Here is an 18,071-nt window from a genome sequence, read left to right as displayed (position 1 = left end):
ACCAAGCCTTAAAAAGATTCAACTTCTTTTGAATAATGTTGATTGCGTTGCTTTTTTTCCTGTAAAATTTCCCATTGCGCAACCAAAACCTCACTTTTTCTCATCAAAAGATTATAAAAAATAATTGATGGAATCGCAACTAAAAGCCCACCAGCTGTTGCTTGCAGAGCCAATGCAAGCCCTGTCATGATATTGGCAGTATCCACCATTCCCAACTGCCCTATTTGCACAAAAGTCATAATGATTCCAAACACCGTCCCCAAAAGTCCAACATAGGGAGCATTTGAACCAATAGTCGCAATCAAAGTTAGATTCTTAGAGAGATCAATTTCTAGCTCTGTTTTATTCTCATACAAAACAAGCTTAATGTAGCGGTAAAATAAAAATCTCTCAAAAACTGCCCATAGTGCAATGATGCTCATTAATAGCAAAATCCCCATCACACCATATTCTACCATTTCTTTTAAATTTAATCCAAACATAATAATCCCCCTATCTTCTTTGAAACTCTTTTAGCGTTTGTGCGATTTCTCTATTTTGTATTTTTTCTTTTAGCGTTTCTCGCTTGTCGTGCAGATTCTTTCCTTTTGCTAAAGCAATTTCCAATTTAGCCTTATTTCGCTTATTAAAATATAATTTCAAAGCTACAATGCTCATTCCTCCCACCTGACTTTTACCAAAAAGCTTATCAATTTCTTTTTTATGTAATAGTAATTTTCGTGGTCGCTTTTCATCTGGCTTATAATGGCGATTTGTTGTTTCAAGCGCTGAAATATGCGCTTGAAACAAAAATGCCTCGCCCTTGACAATCTTCACAAAACTATCTTTAAGATTCACTCTCCCTGCTCGAATGGATTTTACTTCACTGCCTTCTAATGCAATTCCAGCTTCATATTTCTCCAAAATAAAAAAATCATACAAAGCTTTTTTATTCGTGGCAACTACTTTCATTTCTACTCTTTTACTTTCCAAAAGCTGCTTCCACTTCCACTCAAAAAGTAGCCTTGTTGTGCATATTCTTTTAAACTTGGATAAAGCTTTATGGCAGGATTCAACAAATCATTATTCTCATAAGGCGATTGTTGTAGAATCTTTGCATTGCCAAACTCTAGCCAATTTTCCTGCGTGGGAGTATAAAATTCCTTAGCATAAGTTTGATAAACTTTTGTGGTATCACAATGAATCTTTGGTGTAACAATCTCTACTTCCAAGGCTTTTTCTTTACTTTTAGAAATTTTTTCTCCACGCCCACTCACATCAGCCACTTCATATTGACTTAAAAAAAATGGAACATCACTCCCTACTTTTTGAGCAATTTTATTTAGCTTCTCAAAACTCCATTGCAATTCTAATGCTTCATTAGCCCATAACAAAAAGGCTGCTGCATTAGAGCTTCCACCGCCTAATCCTGCACCACTTGGTATTTTTTTTTCAACTTCTACTTTTTGATGAGATAAAAATTCTTGTTTTTCTTGATTTAAAAAGGGCAACACCGCCTCATAAGCTTTATAGATAGTATTTTTCTCCATAGGACAATCAAAATCCCCAAGAATCTCAAACCCCACTTTACTTTCTTGTATCTCCAAACAATCAAAAAGATTCTTAACTAGCATAAAGCGTGAATACAGCGTATGGTATCTTATTGATTCTATAATAACCCTGCCTGTAATTTTTAAAAAAATATTAATCTTAGCATAACTTTTAATCATTTATTTTTTCTTTTTAGCATTCACCAACCAATCAATTTTGTCTTCTTTATGAGAAAGAGATTTTTTATTGGTTTCCAAAATGGCTTGTTTTAGCTCCTCTCTCAAAATCGTCAAATGAGGTGGTGCCTCAAAACCTATTTTGACGCTTCCCTTATCAATGCCAATAATTTTAATTGTAATATCTTCTCCAATACTAACACTTTCATTTTCTTTTCTTGATAAAATCAACATAAAGGAATCCTATTTGCTAAATATTGTATTTTATTTTCTTGATTTGAAATTATAGAAAAAAAATCCTCAAATTGCACTATATATTTTCCATCTTTAGTGATTTGCAACTCATCTTGTGTAATTTGTTTCCCATTTTGCACTTTCTCTTTCAAAACTCCATTATTAATTGCAAGCACTTTAGGTAAGTCCAAAATTTCTAGAGGATTCAAAAGCTTTTCATCTTCATAGTGTAACCCTCCCTCACTTAATCTCTCCAAATAACTAAGTCCCCCTAAACAGCCTAATTCTCTTGCAATCATCTCTCCTAAAGATCGAATATAGCTTCCCTCACTCACCCACACTTTAAAACTCAAAAAAGGATGAGAATAATTTAAAAATTCAATCTTAAAAATCTCCATAGTTTGTTCTTTTAAAACCACTTCTTTTCCTGCTCTTGCAAGTTCATAAGCTTTTTTTCCATTGATTTTTTTGGCACTATATTTTGGAGGGATAAAACCAATCTTTCCGCAAAATTTCTGTAAAACTTCTTTTAAATACTCTTTGGAAAATATTTTCACTTGATGAATTCTTTGAATATTCTCAATATCTAAAGAATCACTCTCTAAGCCAAGCCAAAGTGTTGCTTGATAAACTTTTGGAGTTTTTTTAAGAAAAGGAAAAAGTCGCGTATATTGCCCATAAGCTACCACCAAAACCCCACAAGCAAAAGGATCTAAAATACCACTAAAACCAGCTTTTTTAGCACCATCACGTCTTTTTAAAAAACCCAAATATCCATTTGAGGAAACAAACAAAGGCTTTTTCGCTACAAAAATGCCATCCAAAATCATACCTTTTAAAAATTTTATGCTAAACTACACATTACATTAATTCAAATCTTTACAGCTAAGGAAATTGAATGAAAAATAAAATTTTAACATTTTTTATTTTAAGTTTTGCGGTTTTATTTTTTGCAAATTGCAACCAAACTACTCTTGCTCCAAATAATCCAACGCTCCCTTATCCTAAGATTATCTACGATAAAGCCTTAGATACTAGCATTATTCCCACAGATTTTCCAAAAACTTTTGAAAATCGCTTTAAAATCCTTTTTAATCAAAACCCAAATCCAAAAATTCAGGCTATCCATTATTACTTTACTCATTTTTACAATGAAGGTCAAGGTGATCGCTCTCCAAATGCTTCTTTTAGCGTTCTTCCTCGCTATTTGATACAACTCAATCTTAAAGTTATTACTCAAGATACCACTTCTTTTTATAAACAAAGCTATGAAATCCCAATAGCTTTGTTTAATCCAATATATGATCAACATTTTGATTCTTTGATCTCAAAAGCCCTAAAAACACAATAATTTATTTTTTAAATATAAAAAAATGGCATAATTCTTTCTATTTTTTAATAAAGAAGGAATTATGAATCCCTACATTGATACCTATCGCAATCCACTAAAAATCAAAGAAACTTTTAATGCTATCAGAACACTAAGCAAAAATCTCACAAACCCCATTAAAATAATGGAAGTATGTGGAGGACATACGCATACAATTATGAAATATGCACTCCCCCAACTTCTCCCAGAAAATATTGAATTTGTGCATGGACCGGGCTGTCCTGTATGTGTAATGTCTAAAGGACGCATTGATTGTGCTTATCAAATTGCTTCGCAAAAAGATGTTATTCTTGTAACACTAGGAGATATGATAAAAGTTCCAGGAAGTTATGGAAGTCTCCAACAAGCTCGTGCTAAGGGTTTAAATATTGTTTTTGTCTATTCTCCTTTGGAAATTCTCAAAATTGCCCAAAATAACCCAAATAAAAAAGTTGTCTATTTTGCAATAGGCTTTGAAACCACTACCCCAATGACCGCTGCACTCTTGCAAAAAGTGATTGCACTAAATCTTAAAAATGTCTTTTTTCATATTAATCATGTGCTAGTTCCTCCACCTCTAGACATTATTTTAGGAGATGAAAATTGTCAAATCAACGCACTTCTAGCTCCATCCCATGTCAGCGTTATCACGGGTTCTAAAATCTATGAACCTTTAGTTAAAAAATATCATATTCCTATTGTAGTTTGCGGTTTTGAACCAGTGGATATTGGTGAAAGCCTACTTTCAATCCTTAATCAAATTCTTACCAATTCCCCAAAAGTAGAAACTCAATATGCAAGAAGTGTTACTTATGAAGGAAATCTCAAAGCACAAAGTCTAGTTGAACAATACTTTACCTTGGAAAAAAGTTTCTATTGGCGCGGACTTGGAGAAATCCCACACTCTTCACTAAAACTCAAAGAAGAATTTAGCGAATTTGATGCTGCGGTTATCTTTAAAGATTGCCTTGGCGGAATCCCTAAAGAAGAGCATAAAAATTGCCTTTGTGGTGAAATTTTAAAAGGAAATAAAAAACCCTATGATTGCAAACTCTTTGGTAAAGCTTGTAATCCTCAAAATCCATTAGGTAGCTGTATGGTAAGTAGCGAGGGGGCTTGTGCGGCGTATTTTAAATACCAAGGAATCCAGCCTGTATAAACCTTGCTATACGATTCTATAAAGTAATTTGCATAATTTAAAGCAAGACTTTATAGCTACAAACTCTCTTTTGCTTACACTTAATTAACATTAACAAACTTATTAGGGAATTAAAAACAATTTTAAAGAAAGCATAAAAAAATCCGCTTAAACCCAAAAAAGGCTAAGCGGATTGAAGATAGAAAGGGGGAGGAGGAATTACATCATTCCTCCCATACCTCCCATTCCGCCCATACCACTCATATCAGACATTGCAGGTTTATCTTCTTTGATTTCATGCACTGTAGCTTCAGTAGTGAGCAACAAGCTTGAAACAGAAACAGCATTTTGTAATGCGATTCTTGCTACTTTTAATGGATCAATGATTCCTGCTTCAAACATATCAACATATTTACCACTTGAAGCATCAAATCCATTATTTGCATTAGAATCTTTTTCTACATTATTAACCACTACACCATCATCAAAGCCTGCATTAGTTGCGATTTGTTTGATAGGTGCAGAAATAGCACGTTTAATGATTTCATAACCAATTTTCTCATCACCTTCTAAACTCAAGCTTACTTTTGCTGCTGCACGAATAAGAGCTGCACCACCACCAATGATAATTCCTTCTTCTACGGCTGCTTTTGTAGCAGAGAGTGCATCATCTACTCTATCTTTTTTCTCTTTCATTTCAACTTCACTTGCAGCACCTACTTTAATAACTGCTACACCGCCACTTAGTTTTGCCAATCTTTCTTGTAATTTTTCTCTATCATAATCACTTGTTGTAGATTCAATTTGGGTTTTAATTTGTGCAATTCTTGCATTCACTGCATCTTTGCTTCCTACTCCATCTACGATTGTTGTGTTATCTTTATCAATAACGATTCTTGAAGCTTGTCCTAAATCTGCGATAGTTGCATTTTCTAAAGTTTTACCAAGCTCTTCGCTAATCACTTCGCCACCTGTCAAAGTTGCAATATCTTTTAACATTTCTTTTCTTCTATCACCAAATCCAGGAGCTTTAACTGCAGCAACATTTAAAACACCTCTTAATTTATTTACTACCAAAGTTGTTAGTGCTTCACCTTCGATATCTTCAGCAATGATTAATAAAGGTTTTCCACTTTTCATTGTTGATTCTAAAAGCGGTAAAATATCTTTCATTGAAGTGATTTTTTTATCTGTTAAAAGAATATAAGGATGCTCTAGCTCTGCTTCCATTTTATCGCTATTAGTTACAAAATAAGGACTTAAGTAACCTCTATCAAACTGCATACCTTCAACTACACTTAGTTCATCATTGATTCCTTTTGCTTCTTCAACGGTAATAACACCATCTTTACCTACTTTTTCCATTGCTTCAGCAATAAGCTCACCTACTTTTGCATCAGAGTTTGCAGAGATAGTCGCAACTTGTGCGATTTCTTTTTTACCAGAAACAGGTTTTGAAATCTTTTTTAGCTCTTCAGTGATAGCTTCTGCTGCTTTATCCATTCCTCGTTTTACTTCAATTGGATTTGCTCCAGCAGTAATATTTCTCAAACCTTCTTTGAAAATACTATAAGCCAAAACGGTTGCTGTTGTTGTTCCATCTCCTGCTGCATCTGCAGTTTTACTAGCAACTTCTTTAACAAGCTGTGCACCCATATTTGCAATAGGATCGGCTAATTCAATTTCTTTTGCCACAGACACACCATCTTTGGTAATGCTTGGAGCACCAAAACTTTTTTGAATCAACACATTTCGTCCTCTTGGTCCCATTGTTACTTTAACTGCATCGCTTAATTGCTTTACACCTTCAAATAATCTATTTCTTGCGTTGTCTGAAAAATTAATTTCTTTACTTGCCATTTTTTACTCCTTGTTTTAAATATATCAAATTAGGCAATAACACCTAAAACATCTTCTAATTTTAAAATCAAATACTCTGTTCCATCGAGCTTCACTTCAGTGCCAGAATATTTTCCAAATACAACTTTATCATTAACTTTTACTTCTTTCACTTCACTTCCAATAGCTTTTACAACACCCATTAAAGGCTTTTCTTTTGCGTTATCAGGAATGATAATTCCAGAAGCAGTTTTTGTATCTTCTTCAAGTCTTTCTACCAAAACTCTTTCACCAAGTGGTTTAAAATTCATAGGATTACCTCCATTAATTTAAAAATTCATTATAAAAACGAGTGGAATTATAATCATTTTTTTTATGCTTGTCAATATCTTTAGTAAAAAAATTCATTAATTCTTAGTCTATATGACTAAATATTAATTAGCTTAATACACTTAATATAAAAATTGCTACCTTAATTCTTTTAAATTTGAACAACATTAATCGTAGATTCATATTTTTAATTTTTTAATAAAGAAAAAAAAGATACACTCTAAAGTATTATCAATAAATTAAATTCAATGACACATAAGGAAATACAATGTATTCATCTAAAGTTACTAATCTTTCAGAATCTATCACCATTGCCATTAGCTCTTTAGCTAGAGAACTCAAAGCACAAGGGCGAGACATTCTCTCCTTTTCAGCAGGAGAACCTGACTTTGATACCCCTCAAGTCATCAAAGATGAAGCTATTAAAGCTATTCAAAATGGTTTTACTAAATACACTGCAGTTGCTGGAATTCCCGAATTACTTCAAACCATCAGTCACAAACTTTTAAAAGAGAATCATCTTAATTATACTCCCGAAGAAATTGTGGTCAATAGTGGAGCGAAGCATTCTTTATTTAATGTCTTTCAAACACTCATTGAAAAAGACGATGAAGTTATAATACCAAGTCCTTATTGGGTAACCTATCCCGAACTTGTTACTTATAGTGGCGGAAAAAATGTCTTTATTCAAACCACGCAAGAAAATCGCTTCAAAATCACTCCTGAACAACTCAAATCCGCCATCACACCCAAAACAAAAATACTTGTTTTAACCACTCCATCAAACCCAACAGGAATGGTGTATTCTAAAAGCGAATTAGAATCCATTGCAGAAGTTCTAAAAGGCACAAATATTTGGGTAATTAGCGATGAAATCTATGAAAAACTTGTTTATGACAATGCCTTTACTTCTTGTGGAAGCATTAGTCAAGATATGCTAGAACGCACCATTACCATTAATGGACTAAGCAAGGCTGTTGCAATGACAGGTTGGCGAATGGGGTATCTTGCTACCAAAGATAGAAAATTACGCCAACTCATTGTTGGTTTGCAAAGTCAATCCATTTCTAATATCAATTCTATTACACAAAAAGCTTCGATTCCAGCACTAGATGGTAGAGCAGACCAAGACATTCAAAGAATGTGTCAAGCTTTCAAAGAAAGAAGAGATGTCGCTTGCAAACTTTTTAATGAGATTCAAAACCTAAGTGTTGATTTGCCTGATGGCGCTTTTTACCTCTTTGTAAATTGCAAAAATGTCAATCCTGATTCTATGGAATTTTCTAAAGCATTGCTTGAAAAAGAAGGAGTGGCTGTAGTGCCTGGAATCGGCTTTGGTGCAGAAGGCTATTTCCGCTTTTCTTTTGCCACTGATCTTGATAGCATTAAAAAAGGTATTGCTAGAATCGCAAATTTCTGCCAATCTTACAAATAATTTTACTTAACTGATTTGAAATTTAAAGAGGCGAAATATAATATTTCTGCCTCCAAAACTATGCAATACTATAAATCTTAAATATTACCCATTAAATTAATTTATTATTTTTTTATTAATAACATTCTTTAGGCACTTTTTAATACAACAACCGCAAGAATGATAATAAAGATTCCAATCCACCCTATAGGCTTAAGTCTCTGATTAAAAAAATACCAACCTCCTAAAGTTGTTCCAAAAATACCTATACAACCCCAAAGCGTGTAAGCAACCACCAAGCTCATACCTCCCTCCACACTCAAAGCCAATAAATAAAAAGCCAACCACACAAGCCCAATAGAAAATAATCCCCACCTTAACTTCCTAAAGCCCTCTGACTTATTCAAAGCTAAATTAGCAACAATATCTAAAATAGCCGCTAAGATTACATAAACAAAATAAACGCTAAACATTATTTGCCACCTAACTCATCTTGGCTAGAGTGTTTCTCGCCTAAATTTACCAAAATAATCCCAATTAACGCCAAAGTAAGCCCAATATATTCCTGTGTATTTAAATGATTACCAAAAATAAGAACCGAAATAATCGTAATTAATGACAAACCTACAATTTCCCAAATGGCATATGCTGTGCCTATATTAATTCTTTGGATAGCCAAAGACATAAAATAATAAGAAATTCCCAACATAAAAAACATACAACCATAAGCAAGAAACTTATTCACTTGCCCAGAATAATTCATAACAGAGACGCCAAATACCTCGCAAAAAATTGCTATTATTAAAAATAACCACGCACGAAACATTTTTTAGACCTTTTTAAATTTAAAATATTCACAAAAATTAAAGTATGGTGAAAGTATGATATAAGAAAATTAATAGCAAGGAGGATCGATGGTTTGTTGAAGTTTAAAGACTTTCATAACAAAATTATAGCATAAAAGCTTTTCTAAAAATAAAAAGTGTTAAAATACAAAACTATTTTTTTAAAGGCAATTTAAGTGGAAATTACACTACCTAGTTACACTATCTCTTTTGGCACTCTACCCAAAATCAAACACAAGGGTAAAGTTTTGGTCGTTACAAATCCAAAAATTGCAGGTTTGCATCTACAAAAGCTACTTGCCAACCTTGAAGCTACTGAAGTGTATTGCATCTGTCTCCAAGATGGAGAATCTTATAAAAATTTCCAAAGTATTGAAATCATTTTGGAAGCTGCTTTTAATCATCATCTTGATAGGAATTCCTTAATAATTGCCTTTGGAGGAGGAGTTATTGGCGATATGGTAGGATTTGCCGCTGGAATCTTTATGCGGGGAATCCATTTTATTCAAATCCCTACAACCCTTCTCTCGCAAGTAGATTCAAGCGTTGGAGGCAAAACAGGAATCAATAATCACTTTGGGAAAAATCTTATTGGACTTTTTCATCAACCCAAAGCAGTTTATATTGATACAGGATTCTTGCAAACTTTACCACCAAGGGAATTTAGTGCTGGAGTTGCAGAAATTATTAAAATGGCTATTTGTTTTGATAAAGATTTTTTTAATCTACTTTGCACCTCCAATCTTGATGATTCAAATATACTTTTACAGGTTATTCACAAAGCTGTTTCTATTAAAGCAAAAGTTGTTACAGAGGATGAAAAAGAAAAAGGAATTAGAGCTGCTTTAAACTATGGGCATACTTTTGGACATATCATTGAATTACAAAGTGGCTATGGAACTTACCTCCACGGAGAAGCCGTAAGCTTAGGAATGATTATGGCAAATACCCTTGCACTAAAGCTTAATCTCATCACACAAGAAGAATCAAATGCTATTACAAAAACTCTCCAAAGATTCCATCTGCCCACAAATTATAAAATCAAAAATATTGAATCTTTCTATCAAGCTTTCTTTTTAGATAAAAAAAGTCAAAATAACCAAATCACCTTTATTTTACCCAATGGAATTGGTAATTTTTCTTTTCAAAGCAATATTCCAAAATCTACAATTATTGAGGTATTAGAGGAATTTGTATGAAAAAACTTCTGCATTTAATTTCTCTTTTATTTTTATCTCTAACACCACTATTTGCAGAGCTCAAAGATGATATTCAGCAAATCAAACAAATTGATTCGCAAATCACAAAAATTAACAACTTTCTTAATCATCAAAACAATATTTGGATGAAAAAATATTCAAATTATCAAGCTTATCAGCAAGTTAGCTTCAATCTCAACCAAACCCAAAAAGAGATTCAAACACTTCAAGAATCCCCAAACACACTTGAAAATCAAACCCAACTCAATAACCTTAAACGAAATCTCATAGCACTCCAAAATCAAAAAGATTTGCTTGGGAACTATAAAGATGCACCTTTTAAAGAACTTATTGAACCCAATAAATTAGAAAAAACTCCCAATGTTACTAACCCTCTTTTAATCATTAATGCCCTCTCTCATATCAAAAAAAATAACGAAGAACTTGGAAACCTTCAAAAAAATTACAAAACCCTTGAAGAAAATATCTCTCAACTTCAACAAAAAGAACAACTTCTTAAAAATTTACTTCTTCTTTATGAATCTTCTAGCAATGAAACAAAGATTCAACAAATTTGTGCTGCAGATTATTGCCTATTTAATAACACAAATCAAATTTATGAAGAGATTAAAAATGCAACCAATGCATTAAGAATCCTAGAAAACACCAAAAATATTTTTGCCACAACTTTGCAAATTTTTTCAAAAGAAATTGAAGAAATTAACAATAATCTAACCGCACAAATTAAGTCTCAAATTATTAAGGGAATCACAATTGGCGTTACTATTTTATTTCTTTTGGGGGTTGCTTTTTCTATCAAACTTGGAGTGAGAAAGTATATCCACGATAACGAAAGAATCTACACCACCAATAAAATTATTAATTTCTTAAATATTACCCTCATTATCCTCATTTTACTTTTTGCCTATTTAGATAATGTTGGCTATCTTGTTACCGTGCTTGGATTTGCCTCTGCTGGTTTAGCCATTGCAATGAAAGATCTTTTTATGTCTGTTTTGGGTTGGATTGTTATTGTTGTGGGTGGCTCCGTGCATGCAGGCGATAGAATCAAAGTTATTAAAGAAGGTGCAGTATATGTAGGTGATGTGCTTGATATTTCAATTTTACGCATTACTCTATATGAAGACATCACGCTCACAACTTATACTGAAAATCGCCGAGCTGGTCGTGTTATTTTTATTCCTAACAACTTTGTTTTTACCACTATGTTTTCAAACTACACGCATGGAGGAATTAAAACCGTTTGGGATGGTATTGATTTTACGATTACCTTTGATTCAGATCACGCAAAAGCTTGTCATATTGCGAGAGAATGTGCAAAAAAATATGCCAAAGGCTATACAGAATCTACAAGAAAACAATTCAACAAATTACGAGATCGCTACACCCTTAAAAACACTAATGTAGAACCACGCGTCTTTAGCCTCTTAGAACAAAATGGGATTAGAATATCCGTATGGTATCTTACTAATGCTTATGCTACACTAGCTCTTAGAAGTGCCATAAGTGCCGAAATTATTGATCTTATTTTAAAAGAAGACAATATCAAAATTGCTTACCCAAGCACAACGGTTTATGAAGGCAATAAATTATCAAATACATTGCCTAAAACTGATGGCTCAATTCCACTTACATGAAAGTTTCCTATGCAAAAACCTAAAGTATTTTTTAAAACCTTTGGTTGTCGAACCAACCTTTTTGACACACAGGTTATGATTCATTCCTTAAAGGATTTTTCGCAAACCCCTTATGAAGAAGATTCAGATATTATTGTAGTAAATTCTTGCACCGTTACCAATGGTGCTGATAGCGGAGTTAGAAGCTACATTAATCGCCTTCAAAACGAGGGTAAAAAAATCTTTTTTACAGGATGTGGTGTTAAAACTCAAGGACAAGATTTATTGCAAAAAGGACTTATTGTTGGTGCTTTTGGGCATTCTTACAAAGAATCAATCAATGAGATTTTAAAACGCACTCAAAACTTTTATTTAGAGGGTGATCTAGAGAGTTTAGATCGCAATATTATTAGTGATTTTATTGGTAAAAGTCGTGCTTTTATTAAAATCCAAGAGGGTTGTGATTTTGCGTGTTCTTATTGCATTATTCCTAGTGTGAGAGGCAAAGCAAGAAGTTTTGAGAAAAATAAAATTATCAATCAAATTACTAAACTTACACAAAATGGTTTTAGTGAATTTATTCTAACTGGCACTAATATGGGAAGTTGGGGTAAAGATTCAAATGAAAATTTAACTAGCCTTTTAGAATCAATTTGTGCAATTCCCGAAGTCAAACGACTACGCCTAGGAAGCCTTGAACCCTCACAAATTACACAAGATTTTTTAGATTTTTTAGATCATCCTAAAATTGAGAGACACTTACACATCGCTCTGCAGCACACTTCCCCTTTTATGCTAAAGCTTATGAATCGCCAAAATACCTTTGAAAAAGATTTAGAGCTTTTTAATACTCTAGCTAAAAAAGGCTTTGCATTGGGAAGTGATTTTATCGTTGGACATCCACAAGAGAGTCAAGAAGTCTGGGAAGAAGCTTTTAGCAATTTTGCTTTATTTCCTTTAACACATCTTCATAGTTTTATTTATAGCCCTCGTTCAGGGACTTTTTCAGCTTCACTAAAAGAAAGAGTTTCTGGAGATATTTCAAAAATCCGGAAAAAACAAATTGAAGCTAAGGTTACAGAAAACAATTTTGCTTTTAGGCAAAAACTCTCAAAGGCTAACAAACCTATTAGTGTCTTGATTGAAGAAGTAAAAAGCAACGAAAATTCCTATCTTGCTAGCGGTTTTGATGAATATTACAACAAAATTCAAATCACTTCCAAGACTCCACTAACAAAAGATTCATGGATTACATTCCAACGCTTTATGCCACAAATGGATAAAAACTATGCAGAAATTTAAAACCCTCTATTTTGGAATTTTTACCCTAATACTTGCAATAATCATCTTTATTGCCTTTGCTTTAAAAGACAATGCCCTCTTAATTAGTGCAACTCACCTAGATAAAATACTCCAAAATTCCTTACCCACTCACGCTAAAATTAAAGGGGATTATCTTTATTTTGATCTTGATGATAAATCCTATAAAATTGCCAAAGATACAATAGATTTAAAAAATTTTGGACAAACAATCCCTTTAGAAATCACACAAGAAAATAGTATTTTAGAAAATGTATTTTTATTTTTTTTAATATTTGTATTGGTTTTAGTTATTTTACTCTTTTTAAGCAAATCCAAAAAAAATCCACAAAATATCTCCCAAAAAGATTCTAGCTATCAACAACAAGCACGAGCTATTGCTAATGAAGCCTTTCTCTTACATAATATCAAACCCATTACTTCTCATCTTGGTTTTGAAGATGTCGCAGGAATTACAGAAGCTAAAGAGGAATTAAAGGAAATTGTTGATTATCTAAAATCACCAAAAAAATATCAAGATTTTGGCGTAAAGCTTCCTAAAGGAGTGCTTTTAGTAGGACCTCCTGGTGTTGGGAAAACACTCATTGCAAAAGCATTAGCAGGAGAAGCAAAAGTTCCATTTTACTATCAAAGCGGTGCAAGTTTTGTGCAAATTTATGTGGGAATGGGAGCTAAAAGAGTGCATGATTTATTTACCAAAGCCAAACTCAACGCACCCGCAATTATTTTTATCGATGAAATCGATGCCGTTGGTAAAGCACGCGGTGGAATGCGTAATGAAGAGCGTGAAACCACACTCAATCAACTTTTAACAGAAATGGATGGCTTTGAAGATAGCAACGGAATCATTGTCATTGGAGCGACTAACAACATAGAATCAATGGATGAAGCTCTGCTTAGAAGTGGGAGATTTGATCGGCGAATCTTTATAGAATTACCTAATTTACAAGAACGCATTAAGATTTTAAAAGTGCACACAAGGGATAAAAATTGTGATTTTAATTATGAAGAAGTCGCTAAGCTTTGTGTAGGTTTTAGTGGAGCTGCACTTGCTTCTTTGGTAAATGAAGCAGCACTTTGTGCTATCAAGCGAAACTCTAATACCATTCAAAAAGAAGATATTTTAAATGTTCGCGATAAAGTGATCGTAGGGATTAGAAAAAAACTAAGCTATGATGAAAAAGAAAAGGAAATTCTAGCTTACTATCAAGCCGCAAAGGCTTTTAGTGCTTATTGGTTTGAAATCCCTTTTGAAAAAATTGCCTTAATGAGCAATACCCTAAAATACCTCGATAAAGAGCTTTTAAGTAAAAATGAATTAGAAAACCAAATCAAGATTCATCTCTCTGGAATTGCCGCATTAGAGCTACTTTATAATGAAAGCTATTCTTATGCCAAAGATGATTTAAATGAAGCCAAAAAACTAACTCATAAAATGGTGGAATCTTATGGTATGGGAGAATTTTTACTCGGTAGCGAAAAAGATATAGTAAAAATACTAGAAGATTGCAAAAATGATCGTTTAAGTTTCTTTAAAAATTACAAATATCTTTTAGAGAAAATTCAAAAAGAACTCTTAACTAAGGAAAAATTAGAATATCACGAAATTAGAGATTTAATCCATGCAGAATTATAAGATTTTTGGAGAATCTTGTTCGCCACACTTTATTCCCAAAGAGCTTTTAACTCCTTTTAGCGTAATTGGAAACCAAAATCACTGGCAAGAAGCCATTGACTATACTTTTGCGACACTTAGAGAACACCAACGCATTCAAAGTCTTCTTTTGATATTTTTTAGTCATTTAGATTCATTGCTAATTCCAAATCAACAAAAGCTAACAGAAATTTTAAAGAATGGGTGTAAAATTTATTTTTTTGTCTCAAAAGATTCTTTTAGTTTTGAAGAATGCAACTACTTAAGCCAATTTGGCTTAGTAATTGCTTTTTAAATTAATAAGCTCTCCTACCACATTGCCATTCAATCTCTTTTGCTCCAAGCATACCTTGTGCTTGTGGAATTGCATCAACACTTACAAACATCCCCACTTTTAAAGCAGTAAATTTCTCATAAGTATCCCATGCGCCAAACATACCACAATCATCTCCTTTTAATTCTGTATAAGGAAACACTTGTATCTCCACATTTCCACTTGGTCCTGCAATGGTAATTGTTTTTTTAGCATCATTAATTTGGGTAATTTGCCCATTAATGTCAAAATCTGCCAACGCTGGAATACTCAACAAACCCGCCATTAAAAATCCTGTGATGATTTTTTTTACTTTCATTTTTTATCCTTTCTTGTAATATCGTTTAAAATTGTAATAGCTTTTTGTGTATTTTTTGTCAAGATTAATAAAATTTTATTAAAATTTTTACAAATTACAAAACCACATTCGATACTAAGATTCTAAATTTTATGATAAAATCCCACACCAAAAAAGGCTTATATTTGAAAGAACCTATCATCAAACCAAACACCCTTATGTTAGCTCCATTAGCAGGCTATAGCGATTTACCTTTTAGAGAGGTTGTGAAAAAATTTGGTGCAGATATTACCGTGAGCGAAATGATAAGCGTTCATGCTCTAGCTTTTCAAAATAAAAAAACAATCAAAATGATAGAAAAATCTCCCCTTGAAAATCCTTTTGCACTGCAAATTGCTGGGAATGATTTTGAAATTATCCAAAGGGCTGTTGAATTTTTAAATCAATTTAGAGATTCTATTCAGATTCTTGATCTAAACTGCGGCTGTCCTGCTCCAAAAGTCTCAAGTCACGGAAGTGGAAGCTCTTTACTCAAAGATTTAAACAAATTAGTTAAGATTCTAAACCTTTTAAGAAAAATTAGCCTTTTTCCTTATCTTAGCGTTAAAGTTCGTTTAGGATTTGACAAAAAAATCCCTTTAGAAATTGCCAAAGCCCTTAGCGATTCTCCTATTGATTATGTTGTGGTGCATGGCAGAACCAAGAGTGATGGCTACAAAAAAGATAAAATTGATTATGATTCAATTAAAATCATTAAAGAAAATATTCCCCATCCACTTATTGCTAATGGCGAAATTAACTCTCCAGAAACGGCAAAAAAAGTGCAAGAATTTACTGGAGCTGATGGCATTATGATAGGAAGATCTGCGATTGAAAAACCATGGATTTTTACGCAAATTAAAAATAATCTAGAAGAATCAGTTGAATTAAGAAAGCAAGTCGCTTTGGAACACTTTGATAGAACAATTGAATTTAGAGGGGACTATGGAGCAATTATGTTTCGCAAGAATCTCCACGCTTACTCCAAAGGCTTAAAAGGTGCTAGTGAGTTTCGTAGCAAGGTTAATGCTATCACTAATCCTACCGCTATGCGTGAAGAAATTCTAAATTTCTTTTCACATAGTGATTTTGAAAATTAACATTTAAAAGAATTAAGCTGATTATTTAGCTTATTTGCTTTTTGTGAAATTTCTTGTGTGATTTCATTAATCAAATCTACACTTTGAGTATTTTCTTGCGTAAGCCCTTCTACTTTGCCTACTTGTTTTAGAATCTCACTCACATGAGAAAAAAGATCTTGCATTTTTTGCATTGTTTCCAAAGATGCCTGCACAGAACCCTCTAACGCCTTAACATTACTCTCAAGGATTCTAGTGCTTTCCATAGAAGAATCAGAAACCTTGCTAATCTTTTGAACATTATCACTCATAGCACTATTAGAATCGCTAATAGATTGAATAATAGTATTCACAACAGCATTGATTTCACTAAGACTCTTTTGTGTCCTTTCTGCAAGTTTCCTTACCTCATCAGCCACTACCGCAAATCCCCTGCCTGCTTCTCCAGCCCGTGCTGCTTCAATATTAGCATTAAGTGCTAATAGACTTGTTTGATCAGCAATTTCAGAAATAATTATTAAAACGCCTTTAATTTTATCTGTTTCTTGCGCACTCATTGCAAGTCTATCTGCAATACTATGCTCCACATTCACATTCTCTTGAACATCATTAGCCACTTGAATAAGCATTTCCTTAGTTTGCAAAAGCTGCTTAGTTGTTTCTTGGATATTGTGAGTATTTTTTTGCACTAATTTCATTGAATCATTCAACATATTCTCAATATTTTTTCCAAGCTTAGTGCTATTTTGAACTACTTCAACAGACTTCCCTATTCTCTCATTAATTTCTTTAGAAGCCACAAAAAGCCTATTAGCTTGAGCAATATTTTGACGACTTAGCTCTTTGGCATTCAAAACCATATTCCCAATTTTTTGAATAAAGTCATTAATATAAGAATTTGCCTTAGAGATTTCATTCCCATTTTTTGCAGGCAAACGCTTAGTTAAATCCCCATCACCTTGAGAGAGATCATAAGCCATATTGGATAAATTAGAAATAGGATGAAAAACCCAACGATTAATCAAAAACAAAAGCAATAACAATAAAATAACACCAACAAACACGATATAAAAGACAATTTTTAATTTAATGGCATTAGAATTTTCAACTAATTCTTTACTTGAAATTTGCATTTCAGCAACTCCAAGCACCTCTCCTATTTGAGAAGTTGCATGACACATAAGGCAGGTTTCCTCTGCGATAATTGGCTTTGCCATTACATAGCCTTTATCCTTATTGATTTCATAAGGTTGCAACACCTCTTTTTTATTGGCAAAAACCTCTAAAATCTCTTGTTTATTGGTATATTCTTTATCAAGCCCCATAAGCTCAATAACATTCTTGGAGGGAAAAACTTCCATATTCACAATTCCAGGAACTTCTCTAGATCCCTCAATAAAGCCACCAATAATAATAGGATCTCCTGTATTCATAGCTACTTTTAATCCTTCAAAAAGCATAGCATTAAGTTTATTTAATTCACTTCTAAAGCTATTTTCTACTATATTATTCAACCCTTTATTTAAATTAAAATACACCAAGCCCAAAAGCACAACCAAAAACACTACAATAAGTGCAATAATCTTAGAACGGATTGTTTTAAAAATTTTCATCTCTTCTAACCCCAAATTTCCCATAAAAATTCTCTAAAACTTTA

At 33.0% G+C, this 18,071-nt stretch carries 19 protein-coding genes and 1 pseudogene; 9 read left to right on the top strand and 11 right to left on the bottom strand.

Annotated elements, in window-relative coordinates; genetic code table 11:
* Positions 1-8: 8 nt before the first annotated feature.
* Genes exbB through truB form a run of 5 tightly spaced genes read right to left on the bottom strand, consistent with a single transcriptional unit; the run spans position 9 to position 2,770 of the window.
* The gene (gene exbB / locus HCAN_RS04350) at positions 9-482 is read right to left on the bottom strand and encodes a TonB-system energizer ExbB (RefSeq protein ID WP_006655534.1); all 474 of its coding nucleotides are present in this window, start codon (positions 480-482) and stop codon (positions 9-11) included.
* A gap of 10 nt (positions 483-492) precedes the next feature.
* The gene (gene smpB / locus HCAN_RS04345; RefSeq protein WP_006655533.1) at positions 493-951 is read right to left on the bottom strand and encodes an SsrA-binding protein SmpB; all 459 of its coding nucleotides are present in this window, start codon (positions 949-951) and stop codon (positions 493-495) included.
* A 2-nt stretch (positions 952-953) separates the two neighbouring features.
* Positions 954-1,709, bottom strand: a complete 756-nt coding sequence (locus tag HCAN_RS04340; RefSeq protein ID WP_006655532.1) for a 4-(cytidine 5'-diphospho)-2-C-methyl-D-erythritol kinase — start codon at positions 1,707-1,709, stop codon at positions 954-956.
* Positions 1,710-1,940: a carbon storage regulator CsrA gene (csrA, locus tag HCAN_RS04335; RefSeq protein WP_006655531.1), complete on the bottom strand. Its 231-nt coding sequence runs from the start codon at positions 1,938-1,940 to the stop codon at positions 1,710-1,712.
* Entirely contained in the window at positions 1,934-2,770 is an 837-nt protein-coding gene (truB, locus tag HCAN_RS04330) for a tRNA pseudouridine(55) synthase TruB (RefSeq protein ID WP_006655530.1), read from the bottom strand. The genes csrA and truB overlap by 7 nt, the downstream gene beginning before the upstream one ends.
* A 68-nt stretch (positions 2,771-2,838) precedes the next feature.
* Between truB and HCAN_RS04325 the strand changes: the two genes are divergently transcribed.
* Together HCAN_RS04325 and hypD are read left to right on the top strand one after the other, a co-directional pair.
* On the top strand, positions 2,839-3,291 hold the full coding sequence (locus tag HCAN_RS04325; protein WP_006655529.1) for a hypothetical protein: 453 nt from the start codon (positions 2,839-2,841) through the stop codon (positions 3,289-3,291).
* Between the two features lie 61 nt (positions 3,292-3,352).
* Positions 3,353-4,468, top strand: coding sequence for a hydrogenase formation protein HypD (gene hypD, locus HCAN_RS04320; RefSeq protein WP_006655528.1), 1,116 nt, complete (start codon positions 3,353-3,355; stop codon positions 4,466-4,468).
* Positions 4,469-4,666: 198 nt separating this feature from the next.
* Here hypD and groL read toward each other — a convergent pair whose 3' ends face one another.
* Positions 4,667-6,307, bottom strand: a complete 1,641-nt coding sequence (gene groL, locus HCAN_RS04315; protein WP_006655527.1) for a chaperonin GroEL — start codon at positions 6,305-6,307, stop codon at positions 4,667-4,669.
* Between the two features lie 32 nt (positions 6,308-6,339).
* Positions 6,340-6,597, bottom strand: a pseudogene (gene groES / locus HCAN_RS04310) (co-chaperone GroES); the annotation flags it as partial.
* A gap of 287 nt (positions 6,598-6,884) precedes the next feature.
* On the opposite strand from groES, the gene HCAN_RS04305 reads away from it, so the two are divergent.
* Positions 6,885-8,051 (top strand): pyridoxal phosphate-dependent aminotransferase, encoded by a 1,167-nt coding sequence (locus tag HCAN_RS04305; protein ID WP_006655525.1) that lies wholly within the window; start codon positions 6,885-6,887, stop codon positions 8,049-8,051.
* Between the two features lie 128 nt (positions 8,052-8,179).
* On the opposite strand, the gene HCAN_RS04300 is transcribed toward HCAN_RS04305, so the two are convergent.
* Entirely contained in the window at positions 8,180-8,503 is a 324-nt protein-coding gene (locus HCAN_RS04300; RefSeq protein ID WP_006655524.1) for an SMR family transporter, read from the bottom strand.
* Complete coding sequence (locus tag HCAN_RS04295; RefSeq protein ID WP_006655523.1) at positions 8,503-8,856, bottom strand: DMT family transporter; 354 nt, start codon at positions 8,854-8,856, stop codon at positions 8,503-8,505. Before HCAN_RS04295 ends, HCAN_RS04300 begins: the two co-directional genes overlap by 1 nt.
* 195 nt (positions 8,857-9,051) lie before the next feature.
* On the opposite strand from HCAN_RS04295, the gene aroB reads away from it, so the two are divergent.
* Genes aroB through HCAN_RS04270 form a run of 5 tightly spaced genes read left to right on the top strand, consistent with a single transcriptional unit; the run spans position 9,052 to position 14,980 of the window.
* A complete protein-coding gene (gene aroB, locus HCAN_RS04290) occupies positions 9,052-10,074 on the top strand; it encodes a 3-dehydroquinate synthase (RefSeq protein ID WP_006655522.1) in 1,023 nt (340 codons plus the stop codon).
* The gene (locus HCAN_RS04285) at positions 10,071-11,732 is read left to right on the top strand and encodes a mechanosensitive ion channel family protein (protein ID WP_006656837.1); all 1,662 of its coding nucleotides are present in this window, start codon (positions 10,071-10,073) and stop codon (positions 11,730-11,732) included. Before aroB ends, HCAN_RS04285 begins: the two co-directional genes overlap by 4 nt.
* A gap of 9 nt (positions 11,733-11,741) precedes the next feature.
* The gene (mtaB, locus tag HCAN_RS04280) at positions 11,742-13,013 is read left to right on the top strand and encodes a tRNA (N(6)-L-threonylcarbamoyladenosine(37)-C(2))-methylthiotransferase MtaB (protein ID WP_006655520.1); all 1,272 of its coding nucleotides are present in this window, start codon (positions 11,742-11,744) and stop codon (positions 13,011-13,013) included.
* Entirely contained in the window at positions 13,000-14,667 is a 1,668-nt protein-coding gene (locus HCAN_RS04275) for an AAA family ATPase (RefSeq protein ID WP_006655519.1), read from the top strand. Before mtaB ends, HCAN_RS04275 begins: the two co-directional genes overlap by 14 nt.
* A complete protein-coding gene (locus HCAN_RS04270; RefSeq protein ID WP_006655518.1) occupies positions 14,654-14,980 on the top strand; it encodes a hypothetical protein in 327 nt (108 codons plus the stop codon). The genes HCAN_RS04275 and HCAN_RS04270 overlap by 14 nt, the downstream gene beginning before the upstream one ends.
* Before the next feature lies 1 nt (position 14,981).
* Here the strand turns inward: HCAN_RS04270 and HCAN_RS04265 are convergent, their stop codons facing one another.
* A complete protein-coding gene (locus HCAN_RS04265) occupies positions 14,982-15,317 on the bottom strand; it encodes a DUF5666 domain-containing protein (RefSeq protein WP_006655517.1) in 336 nt (111 codons plus the stop codon).
* Positions 15,318-15,448: 131 nt separating this feature from the next.
* On the opposite strand from HCAN_RS04265, the gene HCAN_RS04260 reads away from it, so the two are divergent.
* Positions 15,449-16,435, top strand: a complete 987-nt coding sequence (locus HCAN_RS04260) for a tRNA dihydrouridine synthase (protein WP_006655516.1) — start codon at positions 15,449-15,451, stop codon at positions 16,433-16,435.
* Here the strand turns inward: HCAN_RS04260 and HCAN_RS08335 are convergent.
* A complete protein-coding gene (locus HCAN_RS08335) occupies positions 16,432-18,051 on the bottom strand; it encodes a methyl-accepting chemotaxis protein (RefSeq protein ID WP_006655515.1) in 1,620 nt (539 codons plus the stop codon). The genes HCAN_RS04260 and HCAN_RS08335 overlap by 4 nt on opposite strands.
* Positions 18,052-18,071 lie beyond the last annotated feature (20 nt).

This window comes from Helicobacter canadensis MIT 98-5491, assembly GCF_000162575.1.
GTDB classification, from domain to species: domain Bacteria; phylum Campylobacterota; class Campylobacteria; order Campylobacterales; family Helicobacteraceae; genus Helicobacter_D; species Helicobacter_D canadensis.
The sequence above is the reverse complement of the archived record's forward strand: the minus strand, read 5'-3'. Positions and strand labels throughout refer to the sequence as shown.

Excerpts from the sequence above, each read along its gene's own strand:
- exbB (WP_006655534.1), bottom strand. The coding sequence starts at position 482 with ATGTTTGGATTAAATTTAAAAGAAATGGTAGAATATGGTGTGATGGGG.
- smpB (WP_006655533.1), bottom strand. The coding sequence starts at position 951 with ATGAAAGTAGTTGCCACGAATAAAAAAGCTTTGTATGATTTTTTTATT.
- HCAN_RS04340 (WP_006655532.1), bottom strand. The coding sequence starts at position 1,709 with ATGATTAAAAGTTATGCTAAGATTAATATTTTTTTAAAAATTACAGGC.
- csrA (WP_006655531.1), bottom strand. The coding sequence starts at position 1,940 with ATGTTGATTTTATCAAGAAAAGAAAATGAAAGTGTTAGTATTGGAGAA.
- truB (WP_006655530.1), bottom strand. The coding sequence starts at position 2,770 with ATGATTTTGGATGGCATTTTTGTAGCGAAAAAGCCTTTGTTTGTTTCC.
- HCAN_RS04325 (WP_006655529.1), top strand. The coding sequence starts at position 2,839 with ATGAAAAATAAAATTTTAACATTTTTTATTTTAAGTTTTGCGGTTTTA.
- hypD (WP_006655528.1), top strand. The coding sequence starts at position 3,353 with ATGAATCCCTACATTGATACCTATCGCAATCCACTAAAAATCAAAGAA.
- groL (WP_006655527.1), bottom strand. The coding sequence starts at position 6,307 with ATGGCAAGTAAAGAAATTAATTTTTCAGACAACGCAAGAAATAGATTA.
- HCAN_RS04305 (WP_006655525.1), top strand. The coding sequence starts at position 6,885 with ATGTATTCATCTAAAGTTACTAATCTTTCAGAATCTATCACCATTGCC.
- HCAN_RS04300 (WP_006655524.1), bottom strand. The coding sequence starts at position 8,503 with ATGTTTAGCGTTTATTTTGTTTATGTAATCTTAGCGGCTATTTTAGAT.
- HCAN_RS04295 (WP_006655523.1), bottom strand. The coding sequence starts at position 8,856 with ATGTTTCGTGCGTGGTTATTTTTAATAATAGCAATTTTTTGCGAGGTA.
- HCAN_RS04285 (WP_006656837.1), top strand. The coding sequence starts at position 10,071 with ATGAAAAAACTTCTGCATTTAATTTCTCTTTTATTTTTATCTCTAACA.
- mtaB (WP_006655520.1), top strand. The coding sequence starts at position 11,742 with ATGCAAAAACCTAAAGTATTTTTTAAAACCTTTGGTTGTCGAACCAAC.
- HCAN_RS04275 (WP_006655519.1), top strand. The coding sequence starts at position 13,000 with ATGCAGAAATTTAAAACCCTCTATTTTGGAATTTTTACCCTAATACTT.
- HCAN_RS04270 (WP_006655518.1), top strand. The coding sequence starts at position 14,654 with ATGCAGAATTATAAGATTTTTGGAGAATCTTGTTCGCCACACTTTATT.
- HCAN_RS04265 (WP_006655517.1), bottom strand. The coding sequence starts at position 15,317 with ATGAAAGTAAAAAAAATCATCACAGGATTTTTAATGGCGGGTTTGTTG.
- HCAN_RS04260 (WP_006655516.1), top strand. The coding sequence starts at position 15,449 with ATGATAAAATCCCACACCAAAAAAGGCTTATATTTGAAAGAACCTATC.
- HCAN_RS08335 (WP_006655515.1), bottom strand. The coding sequence starts at position 18,051 with ATGGGAAATTTGGGGTTAGAAGAGATGAAAATTTTTAAAACAATCCGT.